The following is a 15,734-nucleotide window of genomic DNA, read 5'->3' on the forward strand; positions in this document are numbered from 1 at the left end:
ATACCAAATCCGTTCGGCATAGTTCGGTGGGCGGCATAAACCTGTCAGATGAACGACGTTGATCCGCAAGCCTGGCTCGCTGATGTGTTGGCCAGGCTTCCAGATCACCCCGTCAACAAAGTCGCCGACCTGCTCCCGTGGAATTGGAAGGCGACCCAACAGTCCAGAGCGGCTGCCGCCTGAGCGCCACGGCTGACCGGCGCGCCTGCCCGGGGTGCTGACCGGATGCGTACGTTGAGCCCGCGCCCGAGTTGCACGATGAGGCCTTTTTCCTTCATGCGGGCGATCGTCGCCGCTGTGACGCCCGCCGTGGCGAGCTCGGACGGCGCGCGATGCGGCGCTCTTTGAGGAGTTCGATGGCCGCCTGTGGGTCGAAGAAGGCTTGGCCACGTCTTCTGATCTGATTCGTCGGATATATTCAGTTCATGTCCGACATTTCGAAACTACCGCTAACAGCCCGTAAACAGTCCGGCAAGCCATTGATAGATATCGCATTACCACGGACGCATAAACCCCGCGGCGACCGAAGAACAAGGCTACGGCACGGGGAAGGCTATAGGATCGTGGTCGAGTAGCTCGGCCATTCGGCTTTGTCCTCACAGATCCGGGCGGGCAGCTTTCCCGCACCCGGCTCTTCCCGACAGCAACCCGCGTAATATCCGCGCCTGCGCCCATGGTCACGAGGCTCCGCCACACTTACGTTTTTGCAACTACAACGCCATCGACGTGCTCACTGATCCCCCCAGAGGCAATAGCCGCACACATTCTTCGATTACATACTCCGGAATGCTCTCGAACTTATGCGGATTGAGCTGCATCACATACTCATTTTCGATGTGATAAGACTCGTTGATAAACTTCCGGATTACGTCGTCGTCGTGATCAATGTTGAAAATCCGGAATAGCTGGATTTTCTCGTAACCAACGTCTGTTGCCAGAAATTTCGCACGGATGCAGCTTACGTCGTTCACCTCCGCGACAAGTGCGTCATAGGAAAAACTGGGAAGGTGTTCTACTTGGATGCTGGCTTCTGCTGACTGCTTCTCCTCGGGCGTCATATCCCGGTTCTCGGTTTTTGATTGCAGCGTCGGCACGGCTCGCCCCTTGAACAGGCTAGCGAGAAGATTGTATTCTAGCCCGACTTCATCCCGCAGCTCGTAATCGCGCCGTAAATAAATGGCGGCGAGAATTGGGTCCTGAAGGGCGGCGATGTTTGCTTTACAGACCTTCCCAAACGTTTGGATGTCTTCCTTTGAGATGGGAACTTCCCTCACCACACCACCACGCGACGACAGGAACGATGCCGAAGGCTTGGATGCTTGGAATAAATTTTGTGTGCTCTTTATGACATCAATGGCAGGCTCGATGTCGTGCGTGAGCATCAACGTCGTTCGTCCGTTGAGATTGGCTTTGCCTTTGACTAATTGGTGAAGAATGGCGAACTTTTTGTTCTTGTCGAATGAAGATATGGGGTCGTCCAATACCACTAGGTCCGGACTCTCACTGAACACCTGGTACATGAAAAGAACTAGTGCGAATGCGTTTTTCTCGCCGTAACTCAAGTGTTTTGAGGCGGTCTCTAGGTGCCCAACCGAATCACGGTGCACCAGCTTCATTTTGTAGGATTCGGCCTCCGGCACGATCTCCACCGTATATTTATAACCTGCGGACTTCAGGAACGCGTTGATGCTGGCCTGATTGGACTCAATGGTCTTCTTGATTTTGCTTTTCTGCTTTTTGACCTGCCCGGTCAGTTCGCCAACTTTCGACAATAGGCTTTCTAGCTGCGCATTGATGGGATCCGTGATGCTCCTTGTGCTCTCGGAGTCCAGCTTGTCCATAAGCGCAAGGTCGATCTTCAGTGGCGTGATCCGCTCGCTGATTTGCTCAACGTCCCTCAATGAGAAGAACGAAATAGCCCGCAGGCCTTCGAGTTGAGTGATCAACCCGTCTATTTCAGCTTTCAGCCCCGTCAAGAAGCTGACTTCCTGCGCTGTCAGCTCAATCTTGGTTTTCGTAACCTTTTCAAGGTTTTCACGGCACTTCTCGCTGAAGTATTTGCCAAGCCTTTCGATGATCGTCTTCAATGTATTTAGATGGCCAACCGCCGTGGCGTCGTACTCTTTCTCTACAGCGAGAGCAGTGTCTTTCTGGCCCTTGCCTGCCAGCGCAGTGGAGCAATAAGGGCAGGTGTCGCCCAGCTTCAAGAAGTCATTGCCCTTGATCTGCCAGGCGATCCACTTGGATGGCTCGTCGCTCTTGATGAATGTCTCGAACGGTTTAAGCGCCACTGGGATGTTTTCGATCTTGTTGCCAGTGCCGAACGCCTTATGAATCTTGCTGTTTTTTGGAATGCTGCCTGGTTTGGACTTACCAAAAGCATCGCGCAGTTCCTTCAGATCGGTGATGGTCTGCTCGATCTCTGCATTGTTCGTAAGCGCCTGCTTAATCCCTGATAGCAGGGAGTCGATGGCGTCCATTGCTGCGACGTATTCGGGGGTCTTTATGAAAATGTCGAAGCTGTTTTTGAGCACTTCGTCTTTTTGGAATACGAACTGCTGAACGTAGTCGTCGTCAAAAACCAAGGCCGACGCCAAGTCGTCGACGCCTTCAACTTCTGGGGTAGGCGCGTCCGCATTACCACGGTGTTTGAATGGCACGAGGTCTTGGAGGCTACCATCCCCCCTGATCTTGCTGACGATTGCCTTAGCCAAGGTGCTTTTGCCCAAGCCATTCGGTCCATATTTGATGTTGAGCGAGCCTTTCGTGAGAACGACTTCGGCACGGTCCACGCTGTTGCAGTTGCTGATAACAATATTGAATTGAGTCATATGCCCCCCGACAACCGAGGTTTACATATCCTCGATCAAAGCTTTAAATGTCTACGCGACTTTAGGGTGTAGAGCACCAGTCTGGAAGTCCAAGAGGGCTCTCATGACTTTTTTGAGCCCGAGCGAGCCCCCTCTTCTCTTTCCGGAAACTCTGGGGCCTCGCGGTAGATTCCGCCCGTCCGGTCTTGGACTTTCTTTCCCGTCGCTCCCCCCGACCGTGAAAGCGCAGCCGCGATCCGATACAAGGGAGGTGGTGCGGGCGCAGGCGAAGCCGAGCCACGGCCCCCTTGTAAGGCCCGCAGGGCCGTTCGGAGCGTGGCTGCGCTAGCTAGATCTGTCCGAAACAGTAGGAGAACGCTATGTCTCACGGTGCGCCCCGGATTGAAGCGCAGTACCTCCAAGCGGCTGCTGAAGGTGCAGCCAGTTGGCGGCCAGATCGGCTATAACTGGCAGAACAACGGCTGGGTGTTTGGCGTCGAACTCGATGCCAGCGGGGCTGTTTCCGACGGTACAAATACCTGCCTCGCCGCCTCCGGCTTTATCGTGAGCGCAAACTGCAAGGCAGGTCCCAACGTCTTTGCCACCGGGACCGGTCGCATCGGTTATGCGTTTGGCGCGCTGGGTCACACGCTGGCCTATCTCAAGGGAGGCGTGGCGTGGCAAAACAATCGGGGCGACGTCTTCAACAATTTTGAACGCGGGGGGCCACAGGAGAAAACCCACTTCGAGTATGGCCGGGTCGGTGGCATCATCGGGCTAGGCGTTGAGCAAGCGCTTACGCCTGCATGGTCGGTCAAAGTCGAGTATGACTACCTGCATTTCGGTGGGCCAAGTGTCGCGACTCCTCCGACGGTGCAAAATCCGCCATTCGCAATTCTGCCAGCGAACACAACGGGCCTGTCCAGCGACTATCACGTCGGAAAGATCGGATTGAACTACCATTTTGCGGCCGACCCGTGGGCGCAGTCGGATGCGCCACTGTACGCGAAAGTGCCTGCCGGCACCGCGCCCATTGCTTACACGGCCGGTTGGTCGTTCGAAGGCGGATCGCGGCTCTGGCTTAGCCGGGGACGATTCCAATTTAACAACAGCGCAGTGCGCTATGGTGGGCTTGAAGACCCCAACATTCTTATATCAAGGATCACTTACCACGGCCTCGACGGGCTTTCCGGGGAAGCATTTGGCCGTGTTGACAGCCCGTGGGGAATATTCCTGAAGGGCACTATTGGCCTCGGACGCTTCAACAAAGGAAACATGAACGATGAAGACTGGGGCCTTACGGGGAAGACGGGGCCGCTTTCCTATGTCAACACGCTATCCGGCCAGGCAAACGGGAGGTTCACCTACTACACGGCCGACGCCGGTTACGATTTCTTGCGCGGCGCCAACTACAAGGTCGGCGGATTTATCGGCTGGACCTACTACGAACAGAGCTCCGACTCGAGGAGGTGTGTACAGATCGCCAACCCGGCGAGTCCATGCTTGCCTCCCGGCGACGATAGGGTCATTGGCAGCCAGAATACTCAGTGGAATGCACCTCGGCTCGGCCTCAGCGCCGAAACCATGCTCACCGAGCGTTGGCGTTTGAGCACGGACGTCGCCTACCTGCCCTGGACCGATTTCAAAGGGCGTGACAACCATCTGTTGCGCCAGGCAACTACCATCGTTGAACAACGCGGAAATGGTGGCGGCGGCGTCCAGATTGAAGGCGTGTTGTCCTACTTCATTACCAAGAATGTCAGCCTCGGAGTCGGCGGGCGCTATTGGGCAATGTGGACCAAAACGGACAGCCCATGGACATGCACAGGCTGTGCTGGCCCGGGAATCATTAGTCCGACTCAGTTTTCGAAGTTCAGCATGGAGCGCTGGGGTACGTTCTTTCAGGCGTCCTATCGATTCGATTGAAAAGATCACAACTGCAGCCAAGCAGCAGGCTTTCGACGGCACCGTCAAGCTTTGGTAGTGACCAATGACGCCGGCGCCAATATTGGCGCCGGCGTCATTGGCAAGTGACGAAACTCGTCGCTTCATGACGGCAGCGAAAAGAAATATGGCGCGTCGATCACGATCGTCGACCGTGCCGTTGCCGGGCAGGCGCCCTGTCCAGTTCTGCTAACTCGACGTTGAGGGCTTGGTCCGCTAGCCGAGGCGCAGGGCTGAAGCCGAATTCCACAACGCCTACGGCGCCACGGTGCACAGCGTGGTCACTTACAAATACGATCTCAATAGCCGTCAGGTCGTGGACGTGAGCGTCGACTAAGGTCGCTAAATGCCCCGCGCACGTCCACGCGAGGGAGGCGTTCATAGCGGACATTGAAGGACGCTGCTTTCGCTGTAACCGCAACCACGAATTTTCTCGCAGCAGATACCCTCAATAGGGGCGGTCGCGCGTCCCCCGCGATGTCGGGGACCCCCAAAGGACCCGGACGACGGCGGGGTCCTCCTTGAGGCCTGCCCAGGGGCGGGAGCTGGCCCTACGTTCGCGTGCGCGCATGGCGTGGCGTTGAATGAGGAGGGCTTGGCACGACGCAATGTGCAGCCTTTATTGGGGGGATGGACCGGGGCTTCCCTTCGGCTCCGGTCCAACAAGGCGAGCTTAGCGGCGACGCCTATGCTGCTCTCTCTCTTCGCGAGCTGCGGGTGCCGTGAAGCTGAAGGCGATTGGGTCCGAATAGCCAGGGCCGTTGCGAACCTTCACCGGCACAGTGGCGGCGGCGAAGAGGGACGGCTTGACGATCGTGGTCACTCGGTGTCGGAGACCAGCGTGGTCTCTTCGTCGTAGTCGCCAAAGATGATCGTCGTGCTCTGGTCGAAGCCGGTGCCGATGCATGAAAGCACGAAGTCCGGATCGCCAGAGACGGCGGTGTCCGGGCTGAGTGAGGTCAGCACAGGGGGCGCAGACGGTGGCTCAGCCTGGGCGCTCTTGGCGAGCGCATGTGCAGTGTCGTAGGCGACTCCGGCGTAAGCGGCAAGCTGAGCCAAGCTGAGGCCGTCAGGCGGCGTGGTTCCATGGCATAAGCGCGTCGATTTCGCTGCTCGGCCGTTCGAGCCAACGATCGCATTGAGAAGGCCGAGCTCTGCTTGCTCGGGGCTCCTTGTTACTGGGGCATCTACAAAACCTAGGCCACGTTCTTGAGCCTGCTCCGCCAGCGCAACTGTCGAAGTAGGATAAGATGTCGTGCAGTCAATTATCAAGCCTCCACGGGACATACGGACAAAAAGCCCATCCTGCCCAAGGCACGCTGCCTCAACCTCGCGGCTTGACGGCAGGGACAGCACTACCGCGCTTACATGCTGCGCCAGCTCAGCGATCGAAGGATGTTCACAGGCGCCGGCTGTAGCCAATCGATCCGCACCGAAACGATTCTTGTTGGCTTTGATATGCAGTTCAATTTGGTGACGCATCAGACTAATGCCAATTCCAGTTCCCATGCGCCCGACGCCGACCAGGCCTATTCTCCGCTTCGCATTGTTAGGACCGGGGTTTTGTGATGATGCCTCGCTGAACATGGTTCACGCATTCTGGAAGAAGCCGTGCCTTTGTAAGATGGGCAACAGCTCATAATGGTTGTTAATCGTGTAGTCAGGATTCGCCGCCCGCAACCGCGAATCCGAAACAAAACCTCCGGTGATCGATATGCTTACGAGTCCGAGATTGCGTGCGATATCGATTTCGATCGGCATATCGCCGATCATGAAGGTTGACGCCGGGTCGAGCTTGTTCTTCTGCATGTAGAGGCGAAGCCGCTCTCCTTTGCTCATCGATTTGTATTGAGTGGCGCGGCTTTCAAAGGCGATAACTTCGTTGATGTAGTCATGAATTTCAAGTCTTCTCAATTGGGATCGAAGGGGGGCGACGATATGGTTGCTCACGATGACCGACAAAGCTGCTTCTCGGTGCGCTAGCTCCAGCAGTCTACGCGCGCCCTCTCGCAGATCCGCTCGATCGGCAAGAGGTTCATAGGTGTCGTGAAAGACAGCGCTCCCATCGCGGTCGACGGCCGCAATCTCGTCCTGCGACATTCCGATATTGCGATAAAGAAGAGATAGCGGAACGTCGCAACGTTCCCGAAAGGTCTTCATGTCGATCGGCGCGTGACCAAACCGGTCGAGAATAGCATTGGTCGTTTGGAGCAACGCGTGCGCATCATCGAGCAGCGTTCCATTCCAATCAAAGACGAGAACGGGTTTCATGAGCTGACCTCAAGCGTGAACTGATGCGTGCTGGGAAGATCCCCCATCAATTCGCGCAGATTCCTGTCCGCGCGCTCCTGTCCCGCTGGAGTTCGCATCTCGAATGTAAAGGGTGAGAAATCGAAGCCGTCAGGTCTGCGGGGCAGCAACGCTTCTAGCAGTGGGAAGGGCAGATACGTTATCGTGGCTGCGTTGATGGATGTCGCGATGTTTCTTTCGAAGAGTCTCAGAACGTGGGGTTCCATCTAGTGAAAGCGAAGGCTTTGCGCTCGTTGCTCGGATGGCAGTCGTTTCCAAATCTGCCAGAATGCGAGCTCATCGAGTGTGTCGATACCCATGCCGTAGTAGTTCGGCGCCACTATTGGCGGCGAACCGATCGCCCAATGCACGGCTCTGGCTCCGGCGGTAAGGAGCATGCTCGTGACAGCTTGACTGGTATCGCCGCGAATGAGTGCTTCGTCCACAATTATTATGCTGGTTTTGGCAAGGTCAGTTTCCAGTACTCGGTACTTTTGAGAAATGCGAGACTTTCGTTCGCCGGTTGTGCCGAGGAGTGTTCGCTGAAGAAACGTCGTTGCGACCACTTCACGACGCTTGGCGAACAGCCCGTACTCAGCAAGAGAAGCAAACAGGCCATCGGCGAACGGGCCACCAGTACGCGGCATGGATGAAACGATCGTGCATGTAGGATCTGCTTCTGCTTGCAGTCGCTGCGCAACAATCCCTCCCAGGGCAACCCCGATTGCGCTTGCGCGTCCGATCTCGTTCTGCCGCGTCCGGTTGATGACATGTATGTCCGGAAGCCGCCATCGAAGTGCGAGTAGTTATTCGGGCCTTGGCTGAAAGTGGCGTTTTGCCTTTCTTTAAGCGAAGCTGCATTACGACTATTTGGCACGCTGGTTGCTGAGAGTTACGTGGCTTGGCTGCTATTTTGTTGCCCTCATGAAAACAGCCAAGCCGTCCTTCGTACCACAAACTTGCGCGCGTGCGGCCCCCCGCCCGCGCGCCTTTCTGTGACATCGGGCTAGCGGCGCGCTGTGGAGATCATCTCGTGACCCATGAAGAGGCTTTCGAGAACGCCACAGCGGCGCTCAGACAACGGTCTGAGGGGAAGATCGAAACCGGCGCCATACTTGCCGCGATTGCGGAGCTTGTAGCGACTAGACCGCCGCCTAGGCCGCCTCCGAAACAGAAGTTTTCTTCATAGGCTAGCTCTCACGATTTCGCAAAAGAAGCGTCCAATGGACAAGCTTAAATTCATACCGCTTCGAGGTCGCAGTTCGCTCTGCCGATTCCCAAAAGCTCGTCGCGCTTCGAGAGCCCATTCGCGAGCGCGGAGACCCTACGAGTTCGCGATCACGAGCACAGACGCCATACACATCCGCCTACCTTGCCTGGCCGGGCTTCGAATTTGTCAAGCGCCTGTCAGACCAGCGTCCTATGCTGTGTCGATGGGAGGACTGGTGCCCAATGAGCAGCAGAGAGCTTGAAGATCGGTATGACCGTGAGGAAGCCGAGGCGATTGCCGCGGCACTCGGCCTCACGCCTGATGAGCTAGATGAGATTGAGTATAGCATACACGACATCGCCAACGATGATGGGCTGGTCTTCGACTACGGCGTCGAGATCAAAGAAGGGGCGCCGCAGTACATCCTCGACAAGCTCGCCAGGCTGCCTAGGTACGGTAACTTGATATCTGTCGGCCTAGTACCCGGAATCAGAGCTGAGTGATACGGCGGCCTTTGAAGCGTCGTTGTCGGACCTTTTTCTTGGTCCAGACGAAGGGCTCAGCTTTGTCGTTGTACGCGTTGACGTAGGCATCGATGTGTTCCTGCAGCTGCTTGAGGCTTGTGAAGGAAGCACCGCTGAGCGACTGCCCCTGCAAGATCGAGAACCATATCTCGACCTGATTGAGCCAGGACGCGCTTGTCGGCGTGAAATGAAATTGCACATTGGGGTGGGCCTTGAGCCAGGGCTCGTTCTTCTTGTGGGTGTTGAGGTTGTCGAGGATGACGTGAAGCTGGCGGTCCGGAAAAGCAGCGGTGACGCCGTTCATGAAGTCGAGGAACTCGACACGACGCCGCCGTTTTGAATGCGTCGCGATGATCTTTCCGGTGGCAACCTCGAGTGCCGAACCAGCGTTGTCGTGCCATGCCGCTTGTAGTCGTGGCTCTGACCGGTCAAGGCGCGGCCATTGGGCAACTTCAGATAGCCCTGCGCTCGCTTTCGTCCACGCATAGCACAATGGCCTCGCGGGCGGGGCGACGTAGAGGCCGACAACATCGGTGGCCTTGGCCGTGAAGTGCGGGTCATTGCTCTCGCACCAGGACTTGCGAACCACAAGGTCGATCTTGTGGTTGTGTTTCGGCATGGAATAAGGACCCCGTTTCGGGGTGATCGGCATCCAATCGGGACCCCGGGATAAGGGTCCACAGTGGCTTCCATCGAGTCATGGAAGCCGAGGTTGGGATGCTGGTGGTGGAGACGATTGGTAAGATCCGTCGCGCCTACTTTGTTGATGGTCGTCCGATCAAGGCGATCTGCCGAGAACTTGGCGTATCGCGGAAGGTGGTTCGCAAGGTCATTCGTTCTCAAGCGACGGAGTTCCGGTACGAGCGCGAGACGCAGCCGCTCCCGAAGATGGGTGCCTGGAGTGCCGAGCTTGATCGGTTGCTGGCAGGGAATGAGAGCAAGGCGGCGCGGGAACGGCTGACGCTGATCCGGCTATTCGAGGAACTCCGCGGCCTGGGTTATGCCGGCGGCTATGATGCGGTTCGTCGATACGCCCGACGGTGGACCAAGGAACGCGGCACCTCGACAGCGTCGGCTTATGTGCCGCTGAGCTTTGCACCAGGCGAAGCCTACCAGTTCGACTGGAGCCACGAGGTGGTCCTGCTGAGCGGCACCACGGTGATGGTGAAGGCTGCTCATGTTCGGCTCTGTCACAGTCGCATGCTGTTCGTGCGGGCCTATCCGCGGGAGACGCAGGAGATGGTGTTCGACGCCCACGACCGGGCATTCGCCCTGTTCAAAGGCACCTGCACCCGCGGCATCTACGACAACATGAAGACCGCGGTGGAGACGATCTTTGTCGGTAAAGGCCGTCTCTACAATCGCCGCTTCCTGCAGATGTGCAGCCACTATCTGGTCGATCCGGTCGCCTGTACGCCAGCGTCGGGCTGGGAGAAGGGGCAGGTCGAGAACCAGGTCGGGCTGGTCCGGGAGCGCTTCTTCACGCCGCGGCTGCGGTTCAAAAACCTCGACGAGTTAAACGCCTGGCTGCTCGACAAGTGCATCGCCTACGCCAAGGCTCATCGCCATCCGGAGCTGGTCGATCAGACGATCTGGGACGTGTTCGAAGCCGAACGCCCCAAACTCGTTCCCTATGCCGGCCGCTTCGACGGCTTCCATGCGGTGACAGCATCGGTCTCGAAGACCTGCCTGGTGCGCTTCGACAACAACAAGTACTCGGTCGCAGCCAGTGCAGTCGGACGACCGGTCGAGGTTCAAGCCTATGCCGATCGCATCGTGATCCGTCAGGATGGACGTATCGTTGCCGAGCACCCGCGATCCTTTGGCCGCGGCGATACCGTCTACGACCCCTGGCATTATGTGCCGGTGCTCGCCCGCAAACCCGGCGCCTTGCGCAACGGTGCTCCCTTCAAAGACTGGGTGCTGCCGGCCGCGATCGAGCGGATCCGGCGCAAGCTGGCCAGCACCGACGATGGCAATCGGCAGATGGTCGACATCCTCACCGCGGTGCTGACTGACGGTCTGTCCGCGGTGGAAGCGGCTTGTGCCGAAGCGCTCAGTCACAGCGTCCATTCCGCCGATGTCGTTCTCAATATCCTGGCCCGTCAACGTGAACCCGCCCCACCGGCCAACATCATGACGCCGGCCGCACTGACGCTCCGTCATGCACCGATCGCCGATTGTGCCCGCTACGACAACCTCCGGAGGACCATCTGATGGAACGAACCCAAATCTTCGACCTCATGGGCGAACTTAAGCTCTACGGCATGAAGGCTGCCTTCGACGAGATCATGGCAACTGCCGTCAAGCGCCAGCACGAGCCTCAACGCATTGTCGGCGACCTGCTCAACGCCGAGATCAACGAGAAGCAAGCCAGGTCGATCAAATACCAGCTCACCATTGCCAAGCTGCCGCTCGCCAAGGACATCGCCGACTTCCAGTTCGACGGCACGCCGATCAATCAGACTCTCGTCAATGATCTCGCTGGCGGCGGCTTCATCGCCCAACAACGCAACGTCGTGCTGGTTGGCGGCACCGGTACAGGCAAAACCCACTTGGCCATTGCCATCGCCAGAAGTTGCATCCGCGATGGCGCCAGAGGACGCTTCTACAACGTAGTCGACCTCGTCAACCGGCTCGAGACCGAGACCCGCAACGGTCGGCAGGGACGGCTCGCCGAGCATCTGACCCGCATGGACTTCATCGTTCTCGACGAGCTGGGCTATCTGCCGTTCGCGCAATCCGGCGGTCAGCTCCTGTTCCATCTCATCAGCCGGCTCTACGAGCGCACCTCCATCATTGTCACCACCAATCTTGCGTTCGGCGAATGGCCCAGTGTGTTCGGTGATGCCAAAATGACCACCGCGCTACTCGACCGATTGACCCATCACTGCGACATCGTCGAGACCGGCAACGACAGCTGGCGATTCAAAAGCCGCGACGATGTTCAAACAACCCGCGCTCGCGCCGTCTCCGCAACCCCGACCAGCTCCGACGACCCGAGCGCTACCAGCAGAGCACGCCGATCAAAGGGGTCCCTTTTGGATGCCGATAGGGGGTCCCAGTCGAACGCCGATTGACACTTGTGGTTGCGCAGGAACCGCCAGACATATTGGACGTCAACATCGCCCAGCGCCTCGGCCAGCAGCGGCCCGGTCCAACGTGCGAACCGCCTCCGGCGGCGGTTGGTTCAGCAGCTTCAGAATCCGCTTGTCGGTCGTCTTCGAATAAATCGGCTGCTTGCCCGGTCGCGGCTTGTCTTACAGCCCTTCAAGGCCATGGTCGGCATAGCGATGCCGCCAAAGGCTGACAATCCGCGGCTGGACCCCGACTTCTTTGGCGATCGAGCGGGTGCTGCGCCCGTCCGCCGCCAACAGAACTATCCGCGCCCGCTTCAAATCGCACTGCAGCGTCACCGGCGAGCGACAGCACGCCTCAAGAACCTTGCGGTCTCTCCGCGAAAGGTGGACTTCTCTTGCTTCGGGGATCATCCATATCTTGAATCACGACTCACGTTCCAAGAAAAGTGGGTACTAGGGTGGTGCGCTGACGCCCCGGATCAAGAGTAAATGTGGCTAGCCTTGGACATGTGGTTTCTTGGTTCTGGTCCTTCAGCTTGCCGCGGCCCGCACCCGTCGCGAACTTAAAGGAAGAGAGTGGCCGTCCTCGGGGTGGGCGAGAGATGAGTGGAATGGATATGCGAGCAACGCAGCGAAGTTGCTTTGTTGGTCTTTCCTCGGCCGTTCTTCACATTGTGGTTACGCCATCGATTGTCTCGGAAGCGTGACTGCGGCCAGTATATCTGCGTCGTCCATGGCGTTGGCCATTCTGCGTTTTGCTCCAAAGGCTGACGAGAGTCGGATTCAGAACCTTCAGATAGATGCAACTGTAATGCTAGGGCGATCAGCCGCGGCGCTTGGGTTTAGATCGCGGTTGCGGGGCCACTAAAAGCGGCTCGTCGATCGGCAGGGATTCTTGGACTTTCGATTTCCCTCCCCGAATTGGATATTTGAAAGGCGGTGACTCCCTAACCTCCGCAGGTGTCGGCGCGCGCTTAGGCTTTTTCCGATCTTCCGCTTTCGCGGCAATTGCGACTTGCACTGTGTTCAAATTGGTTATGATCCCCAAACTTGGACCGGCAAGAAGGTCGTCCAGCGTCACGATTTGAATGCGCGGGCGGATCCCGCCCGGCAGTTCTATATTACGACCGGTCGCGGCCTCGGTCCGCATATCCTTCGACGGCTGATCGAGACAAACAAAGACTCCCATATGCGCGCCTTCACGCTCAACTGTGCCCTTCAGCGCCCTGACCATATCTGGATTGACATTTTTTCCAGCTTTAACGGAGACAATTGCTCTGCCGTAGTCCTTGGCACCACGCAGAAAGATGATTTCTCCATCGATACCGCGATCAGCGCCCTTTCCACGCGGCTGTCCACCAACCCTGCCTACGGCCCAAAGCTGAAATTGGTATGGATCGAGGGCGGCCAATTTTCTGCCTGAGAGTTCGTCTCGAGGTATCCCGTCAACTTCATATAGCGCGTGCGGAAGCCACGTCTTGAAACGGTCTTGTATGACTTGAATAGCGAGATACGTAACATCAATCCCGACCCACCTGCGCCTCATCTTCTCGGCTGCATGAATTGCAGTGCCGCATCCGCAAAATGGATCGAGGATCAGATCACCCTCTTTGCTTGAGGTCGCTATTATTCTTTCGAGAAGTTGCAGCGGCTTTTGCGTCGGGTAATGAAGGCGCTCTTTAGCTTGCGAATTTATGGCGCTGATATCGCCCCAATCGTCGCTCACTGTGACGCCCGGCATCGTATCCAGGTATCGTTTGAACCGAGGAACTGCGCCGGGTCTGGGCTGAACAATGAGCCCTTTCGATATCAGATCGTTCATTTTCTCGCGGGAGTAGCGCCAGTACCGCGTCACCCCCATAACCTCGTATGAGGGATTGCCCTTGGCTGCGCCGCCCGGACCGGTGATGTTGTCGAGCTGGTACGCTCTGCCGTCAGGGTCTCTTAGGCCATATTTCTTCGCGATATAGGCCTCGTCATACGCAGCGAATTGCTGAGTGAAAGTCGCCGTGGCGGACGCATCCTTGCGATAAACTAACAGCACGTCTCGCACGCGAGGGTAGTGTGTCGCTCCCTGCGCGTAATCTGATTTGGCCGTTGTTCGCTTCCAACTGATTTCGTTGATATAGCCTTGGCCCTCAAACACGCAATCCAAAAGCATTTTGAGGTAGTGGCTGTTGCTTGGGTCGCAGTGCAAATAGAGCGTGGCAGTAGGTTTCATCACGCGGCGCATTTGAAGCAGCCGTGGCGCCATCATGGCGAGATAAGCCATTACATCGCCTTCCTTCAAAAAGGTGCGGCGAAGTGCGTCCAGAAGCATAAAGGTGTCTAGGTCCAGCGTTCGAACGTGATCGAGAGCGCGCTCTGCGCCATTCTCCCAAGTCCATGTATCGTCGAAGGCAGCAATCTGTGACGATGCGTCCTCAGCCACCGGGGAACGAAACAAGATGTTGTAGGTGGCGTTGGAATTGAACGGAGGATCAAGATACACCAAGTCAACGCTGTTCGGCTCGATCCGCTGCAACCAGTCTAGGTTGTCTCCAAAATAAAGCCGATTTCTTAGACCTGATTTAGTCACGTCAGAACCCCGTCCTCATACGGGAGCGGATATTCGGATACAACCTCCAACGGTTCCCTTACGGGGGCGGGATTGGTGTCGGCATGGTTAACCCTGAGTGAACACTCATGGCCAACCCCGCCTCGATGCGCGGCAGGCGCATTTCGCGCGGCGTGCATTAGGCGACCGTGACGGCATGCATTCGGCATCTACCAGTACGACGTCGATCTCAAGACGCTCGTCTGGACGCGCGGTGCGGTCTTCCCCGGCTCCGATCTCGCGTCAAGACTCAAATGCCCGAGCTGTGGATCGCGTCGGGTGTCGCGCTCGTTTTTCACATGCCCAGAGAGCGCAGGCCATGAAGTCCAAGGGGGACCGAGTTGGGAGAGCCGGAAGGCCGCGCAGGAGTTCATTGCGCGCAGCCGGTGTTGATTGCGAGTGATTGCTTCAAGGCGACTAGGCCCCATCGGAGGGGACGCGATGTGCGGCCGGCCAGAATTGATTTTTTGGGGACAATTCCTCGTTGAGATCGCGACGAAGCGATTGGTGCGAGCCATTGGATATGGAATTTTATATGCCGCTGCGCTAAGGTCGGGTGGCAACGGCGTGCCAAAACCGTGCCACGGCACTTGAGTGCCAAATAATAAAGTAACGGTATCAGTTACTTGCGGGCGTAGTTCAATGGTAGAACGGCAGCTTCCCAAGCTGCATACGAGGGTTCGATTCCCTTCGCCCGCTCCAATGTATTTCGCGGTGACAGCAGGAGACCTGATGTGAAGTTGCTTGGAGCGCTGCTGCTTGCGCTAAGCGCGCTTTGCATGACAAGGTCGGCGTCTGCACAAATGTATGACCCACGCTATCCGGTCTGCATGCATGCTTACGGTTCGTTGATCGGCGACCGAATGGACTGCATCTTCGCGTCGCTGGATCAGTGCCAGGCGGCCGCCATGGGGCTTCCGGCGACCTGTCTGATCAACCCTTATTACGCGCCAAGATCGGTGCGCTCTTACAGGCTGGAACGGTAAATTTGTCGCGCGTATTCGCGAGCATCCATTTGAGATCGATGCATGGAATGGTGGCACTACGCGCTCTTTGCGATCGTTTTGATCGGGTGCGCATTTGTGGTTCGCGGCCGTCGCGGCAAGAATTCGAAAGAGGATCAGGAACTGAACCGGCGGATTGACGAGCGCGTCGAGCGTCTCGATCTCACTCGCCGCAATCGCGACAGGGATTCCTGACCGAAAATTCGCAGAGCCAATCCGCAGACAGGCTTCCCGCGATGATCCCGGGATAATACGGCGATCTGTTCACGCAACGTGC

Annotated in this window: 11 protein-coding genes, 1 tRNA gene and 3 pseudogenes; 7 read left to right on the forward strand and 8 right to left on the reverse strand. The window is 57.3% G+C overall.

Annotation, left to right across the window (positions count from 1 at the left end):
• Positions 1-39 precede the first annotated feature (39 nt).
• Positions 40-183 (forward strand): annotated as a pseudogene (locus V5279_RS03900) (transposase domain-containing protein); the annotation flags it as partial.
• Between the two features lie 92 nt (positions 184-275).
• On the opposite strand, the pseudogene V5279_RS46890 reads toward V5279_RS03900, so the two are convergent.
• Positions 276-422: pseudogene (locus V5279_RS46890) on the reverse strand (hypothetical protein); the annotation flags it as partial.
• Between the two features lie 288 nt (positions 423-710).
• Complete coding sequence (locus V5279_RS03905; RefSeq protein ID WP_338695263.1) at positions 711-2,831, reverse strand: AAA family ATPase; 2,121 nt, start codon at positions 2,829-2,831, stop codon at positions 711-713.
• Positions 2,832-3,212: 381 nt separating this feature from the next.
• On the opposite strand from V5279_RS03905, the gene V5279_RS03910 reads away from it, so the two are divergent.
• Positions 3,213-4,736, forward strand: coding sequence for an outer membrane beta-barrel protein (locus tag V5279_RS03910; RefSeq protein WP_338695265.1), 1,524 nt, complete (start codon positions 3,213-3,215; stop codon positions 4,734-4,736).
• Positions 4,737-5,573: 837 nt separating this feature from the next.
• Here the strand turns inward: V5279_RS03910 and V5279_RS03915 are convergent.
• The 3 genes from V5279_RS03915 to V5279_RS03925 all read right to left on the reverse strand — a co-directional run bounded on the left by V5279_RS03915 (position 5,574) and on the right by V5279_RS03925 (position 7,690).
• Positions 5,574-6,341, reverse strand: coding sequence for an NAD(P)-binding domain-containing protein (locus V5279_RS03915; RefSeq protein WP_338695267.1), 768 nt, complete (start codon positions 6,339-6,341; stop codon positions 5,574-5,576).
• A 3-nt stretch (positions 6,342-6,344) separates the two neighbouring features.
• A complete protein-coding gene (locus tag V5279_RS03920) occupies positions 6,345-7,025 on the reverse strand; it encodes an HAD family hydrolase (RefSeq protein ID WP_338695269.1) in 681 nt (226 codons plus the stop codon).
• 245 nt (positions 7,026-7,270) lie between these two features.
• Positions 7,271-7,690: a hypothetical protein gene (locus V5279_RS03925; RefSeq protein WP_338695272.1), complete on the reverse strand. Its 420-nt coding sequence runs from the start codon at positions 7,688-7,690 to the stop codon at positions 7,271-7,273.
• 805 nt (positions 7,691-8,495) lie between these two features.
• On the opposite strand from V5279_RS03925, the gene V5279_RS03930 reads away from it, so the two are divergent.
• Entirely contained in the window at positions 8,496-8,756 is a 261-nt protein-coding gene (locus V5279_RS03930) for a hypothetical protein (RefSeq protein ID WP_338695274.1), read from the forward strand.
• Here the strand turns inward: V5279_RS03930 and V5279_RS03935 are convergent.
• Positions 8,743-9,429 (reverse strand): IS630 family transposase, encoded by a 687-nt coding sequence (locus tag V5279_RS03935; protein WP_338695276.1) that lies wholly within the window; start codon positions 9,427-9,429, stop codon positions 8,743-8,745. The two genes, V5279_RS03930 and V5279_RS03935, sit on opposite strands and share 14 nt — an antisense overlap.
• Before the next feature lie 65 nt (positions 9,430-9,494).
• Between V5279_RS03935 and istA the strand changes: the two genes are divergently transcribed.
• Positions 9,495-10,994 carry an IS21 family transposase gene (gene istA, locus V5279_RS03940; protein ID WP_166309211.1) on the forward strand — a complete coding sequence of 500 codons (1,500 nt, stop codon included), beginning with the start codon at positions 9,495-9,497 and terminating at the stop codon, positions 10,992-10,994.
• Positions 10,994-11,857 carry an IS21-like element helper ATPase IstB gene (gene istB, locus V5279_RS03945; RefSeq protein ID WP_166107168.1) on the forward strand — a complete coding sequence of 288 codons (864 nt, stop codon included), beginning with the start codon at positions 10,994-10,996 and terminating at the stop codon, positions 11,855-11,857. Before istA ends, istB begins: the two co-directional genes overlap by 1 nt.
• 2 nt (positions 11,858-11,859) lie before the next feature.
• Here istB and V5279_RS03950 read toward each other — a convergent pair.
• Together V5279_RS03950 and V5279_RS03955 are read right to left on the reverse strand one after the other, a co-directional pair.
• A pseudogene (locus tag V5279_RS03950) lies at positions 11,860-12,268 on the reverse strand (helix-turn-helix domain-containing protein); the annotation flags it as partial.
• A gap of 412 nt (positions 12,269-12,680) precedes the next feature.
• Positions 12,681-14,435 (reverse strand): DNA methyltransferase, encoded by a 1,755-nt coding sequence (locus V5279_RS03955; protein ID WP_338695279.1) that lies wholly within the window; start codon positions 14,433-14,435, stop codon positions 12,681-12,683.
• Positions 14,436-15,081: 646 nt separating this feature from the next.
• On the opposite strand from V5279_RS03955, the gene V5279_RS03960 reads away from it, so the two are divergent.
• Both V5279_RS03960 and V5279_RS03965 read left to right on the forward strand, forming a co-directional pair.
• Positions 15,082-15,155 (forward strand) — tRNA-Gly (locus V5279_RS03960).
• 101 nt (positions 15,156-15,256) lie between these two features.
• Positions 15,257-15,439 carry a DUF3551 domain-containing protein gene (locus tag V5279_RS03965; protein ID WP_338701834.1) on the forward strand — a complete coding sequence of 61 codons (183 nt, stop codon included), beginning with the start codon at positions 15,257-15,259 and terminating at the stop codon, positions 15,437-15,439.
• The last annotated feature ends 295 nt before the right edge of the window (positions 15,440-15,734 follow it).

The sequence above is a fragment of the Bradyrhizobium sp. 26S5 genome, assembly GCF_036923295.1.
In the GTDB taxonomy this organism is placed as follows: Bacteria; Pseudomonadota; Alphaproteobacteria; order Rhizobiales; family Xanthobacteraceae; genus Bradyrhizobium; species Bradyrhizobium septentrionale.

Excerpts from the sequence above, each read along its gene's own strand:
- V5279_RS03905 (WP_338695263.1), bottom strand. The coding sequence starts at position 2,831 with ATGACTCAATTCAATATTGTTATCAGCAACTGCAACAGCGTGGACCGT.
- V5279_RS03915 (WP_338695267.1), bottom strand. The coding sequence starts at position 6,341 with ATGTTCAGCGAGGCATCATCACAAAACCCCGGTCCTAACAATGCGAAG.
- V5279_RS03920 (WP_338695269.1), bottom strand. The coding sequence starts at position 7,025 with ATGAAACCCGTTCTCGTCTTTGATTGGAATGGAACGCTGCTCGATGAT.
- V5279_RS03925 (WP_338695272.1), bottom strand. The coding sequence starts at position 7,690 with ATGCCGCGTACTGGTGGCCCGTTCGCCGATGGCCTGTTTGCTTCTCTT.
- V5279_RS03930 (WP_338695274.1), top strand. The coding sequence starts at position 8,496 with ATGAGCAGCAGAGAGCTTGAAGATCGGTATGACCGTGAGGAAGCCGAG.
- V5279_RS03935 (WP_338695276.1), bottom strand. The coding sequence starts at position 9,429 with ATGCCGATCACCCCGAAACGGGGTCCTTATTCCATGCCGAAACACAAC.
- istA (WP_166309211.1), top strand. The coding sequence starts at position 9,495 with ATGCTGGTGGTGGAGACGATTGGTAAGATCCGTCGCGCCTACTTTGTT.
- istB (WP_166107168.1), top strand. The coding sequence starts at position 10,994 with ATGGAACGAACCCAAATCTTCGACCTCATGGGCGAACTTAAGCTCTAC.
- V5279_RS03965 (WP_338701834.1), top strand. The coding sequence starts at position 15,257 with ATGTATGACCCACGCTATCCGGTCTGCATGCATGCTTACGGTTCGTTG.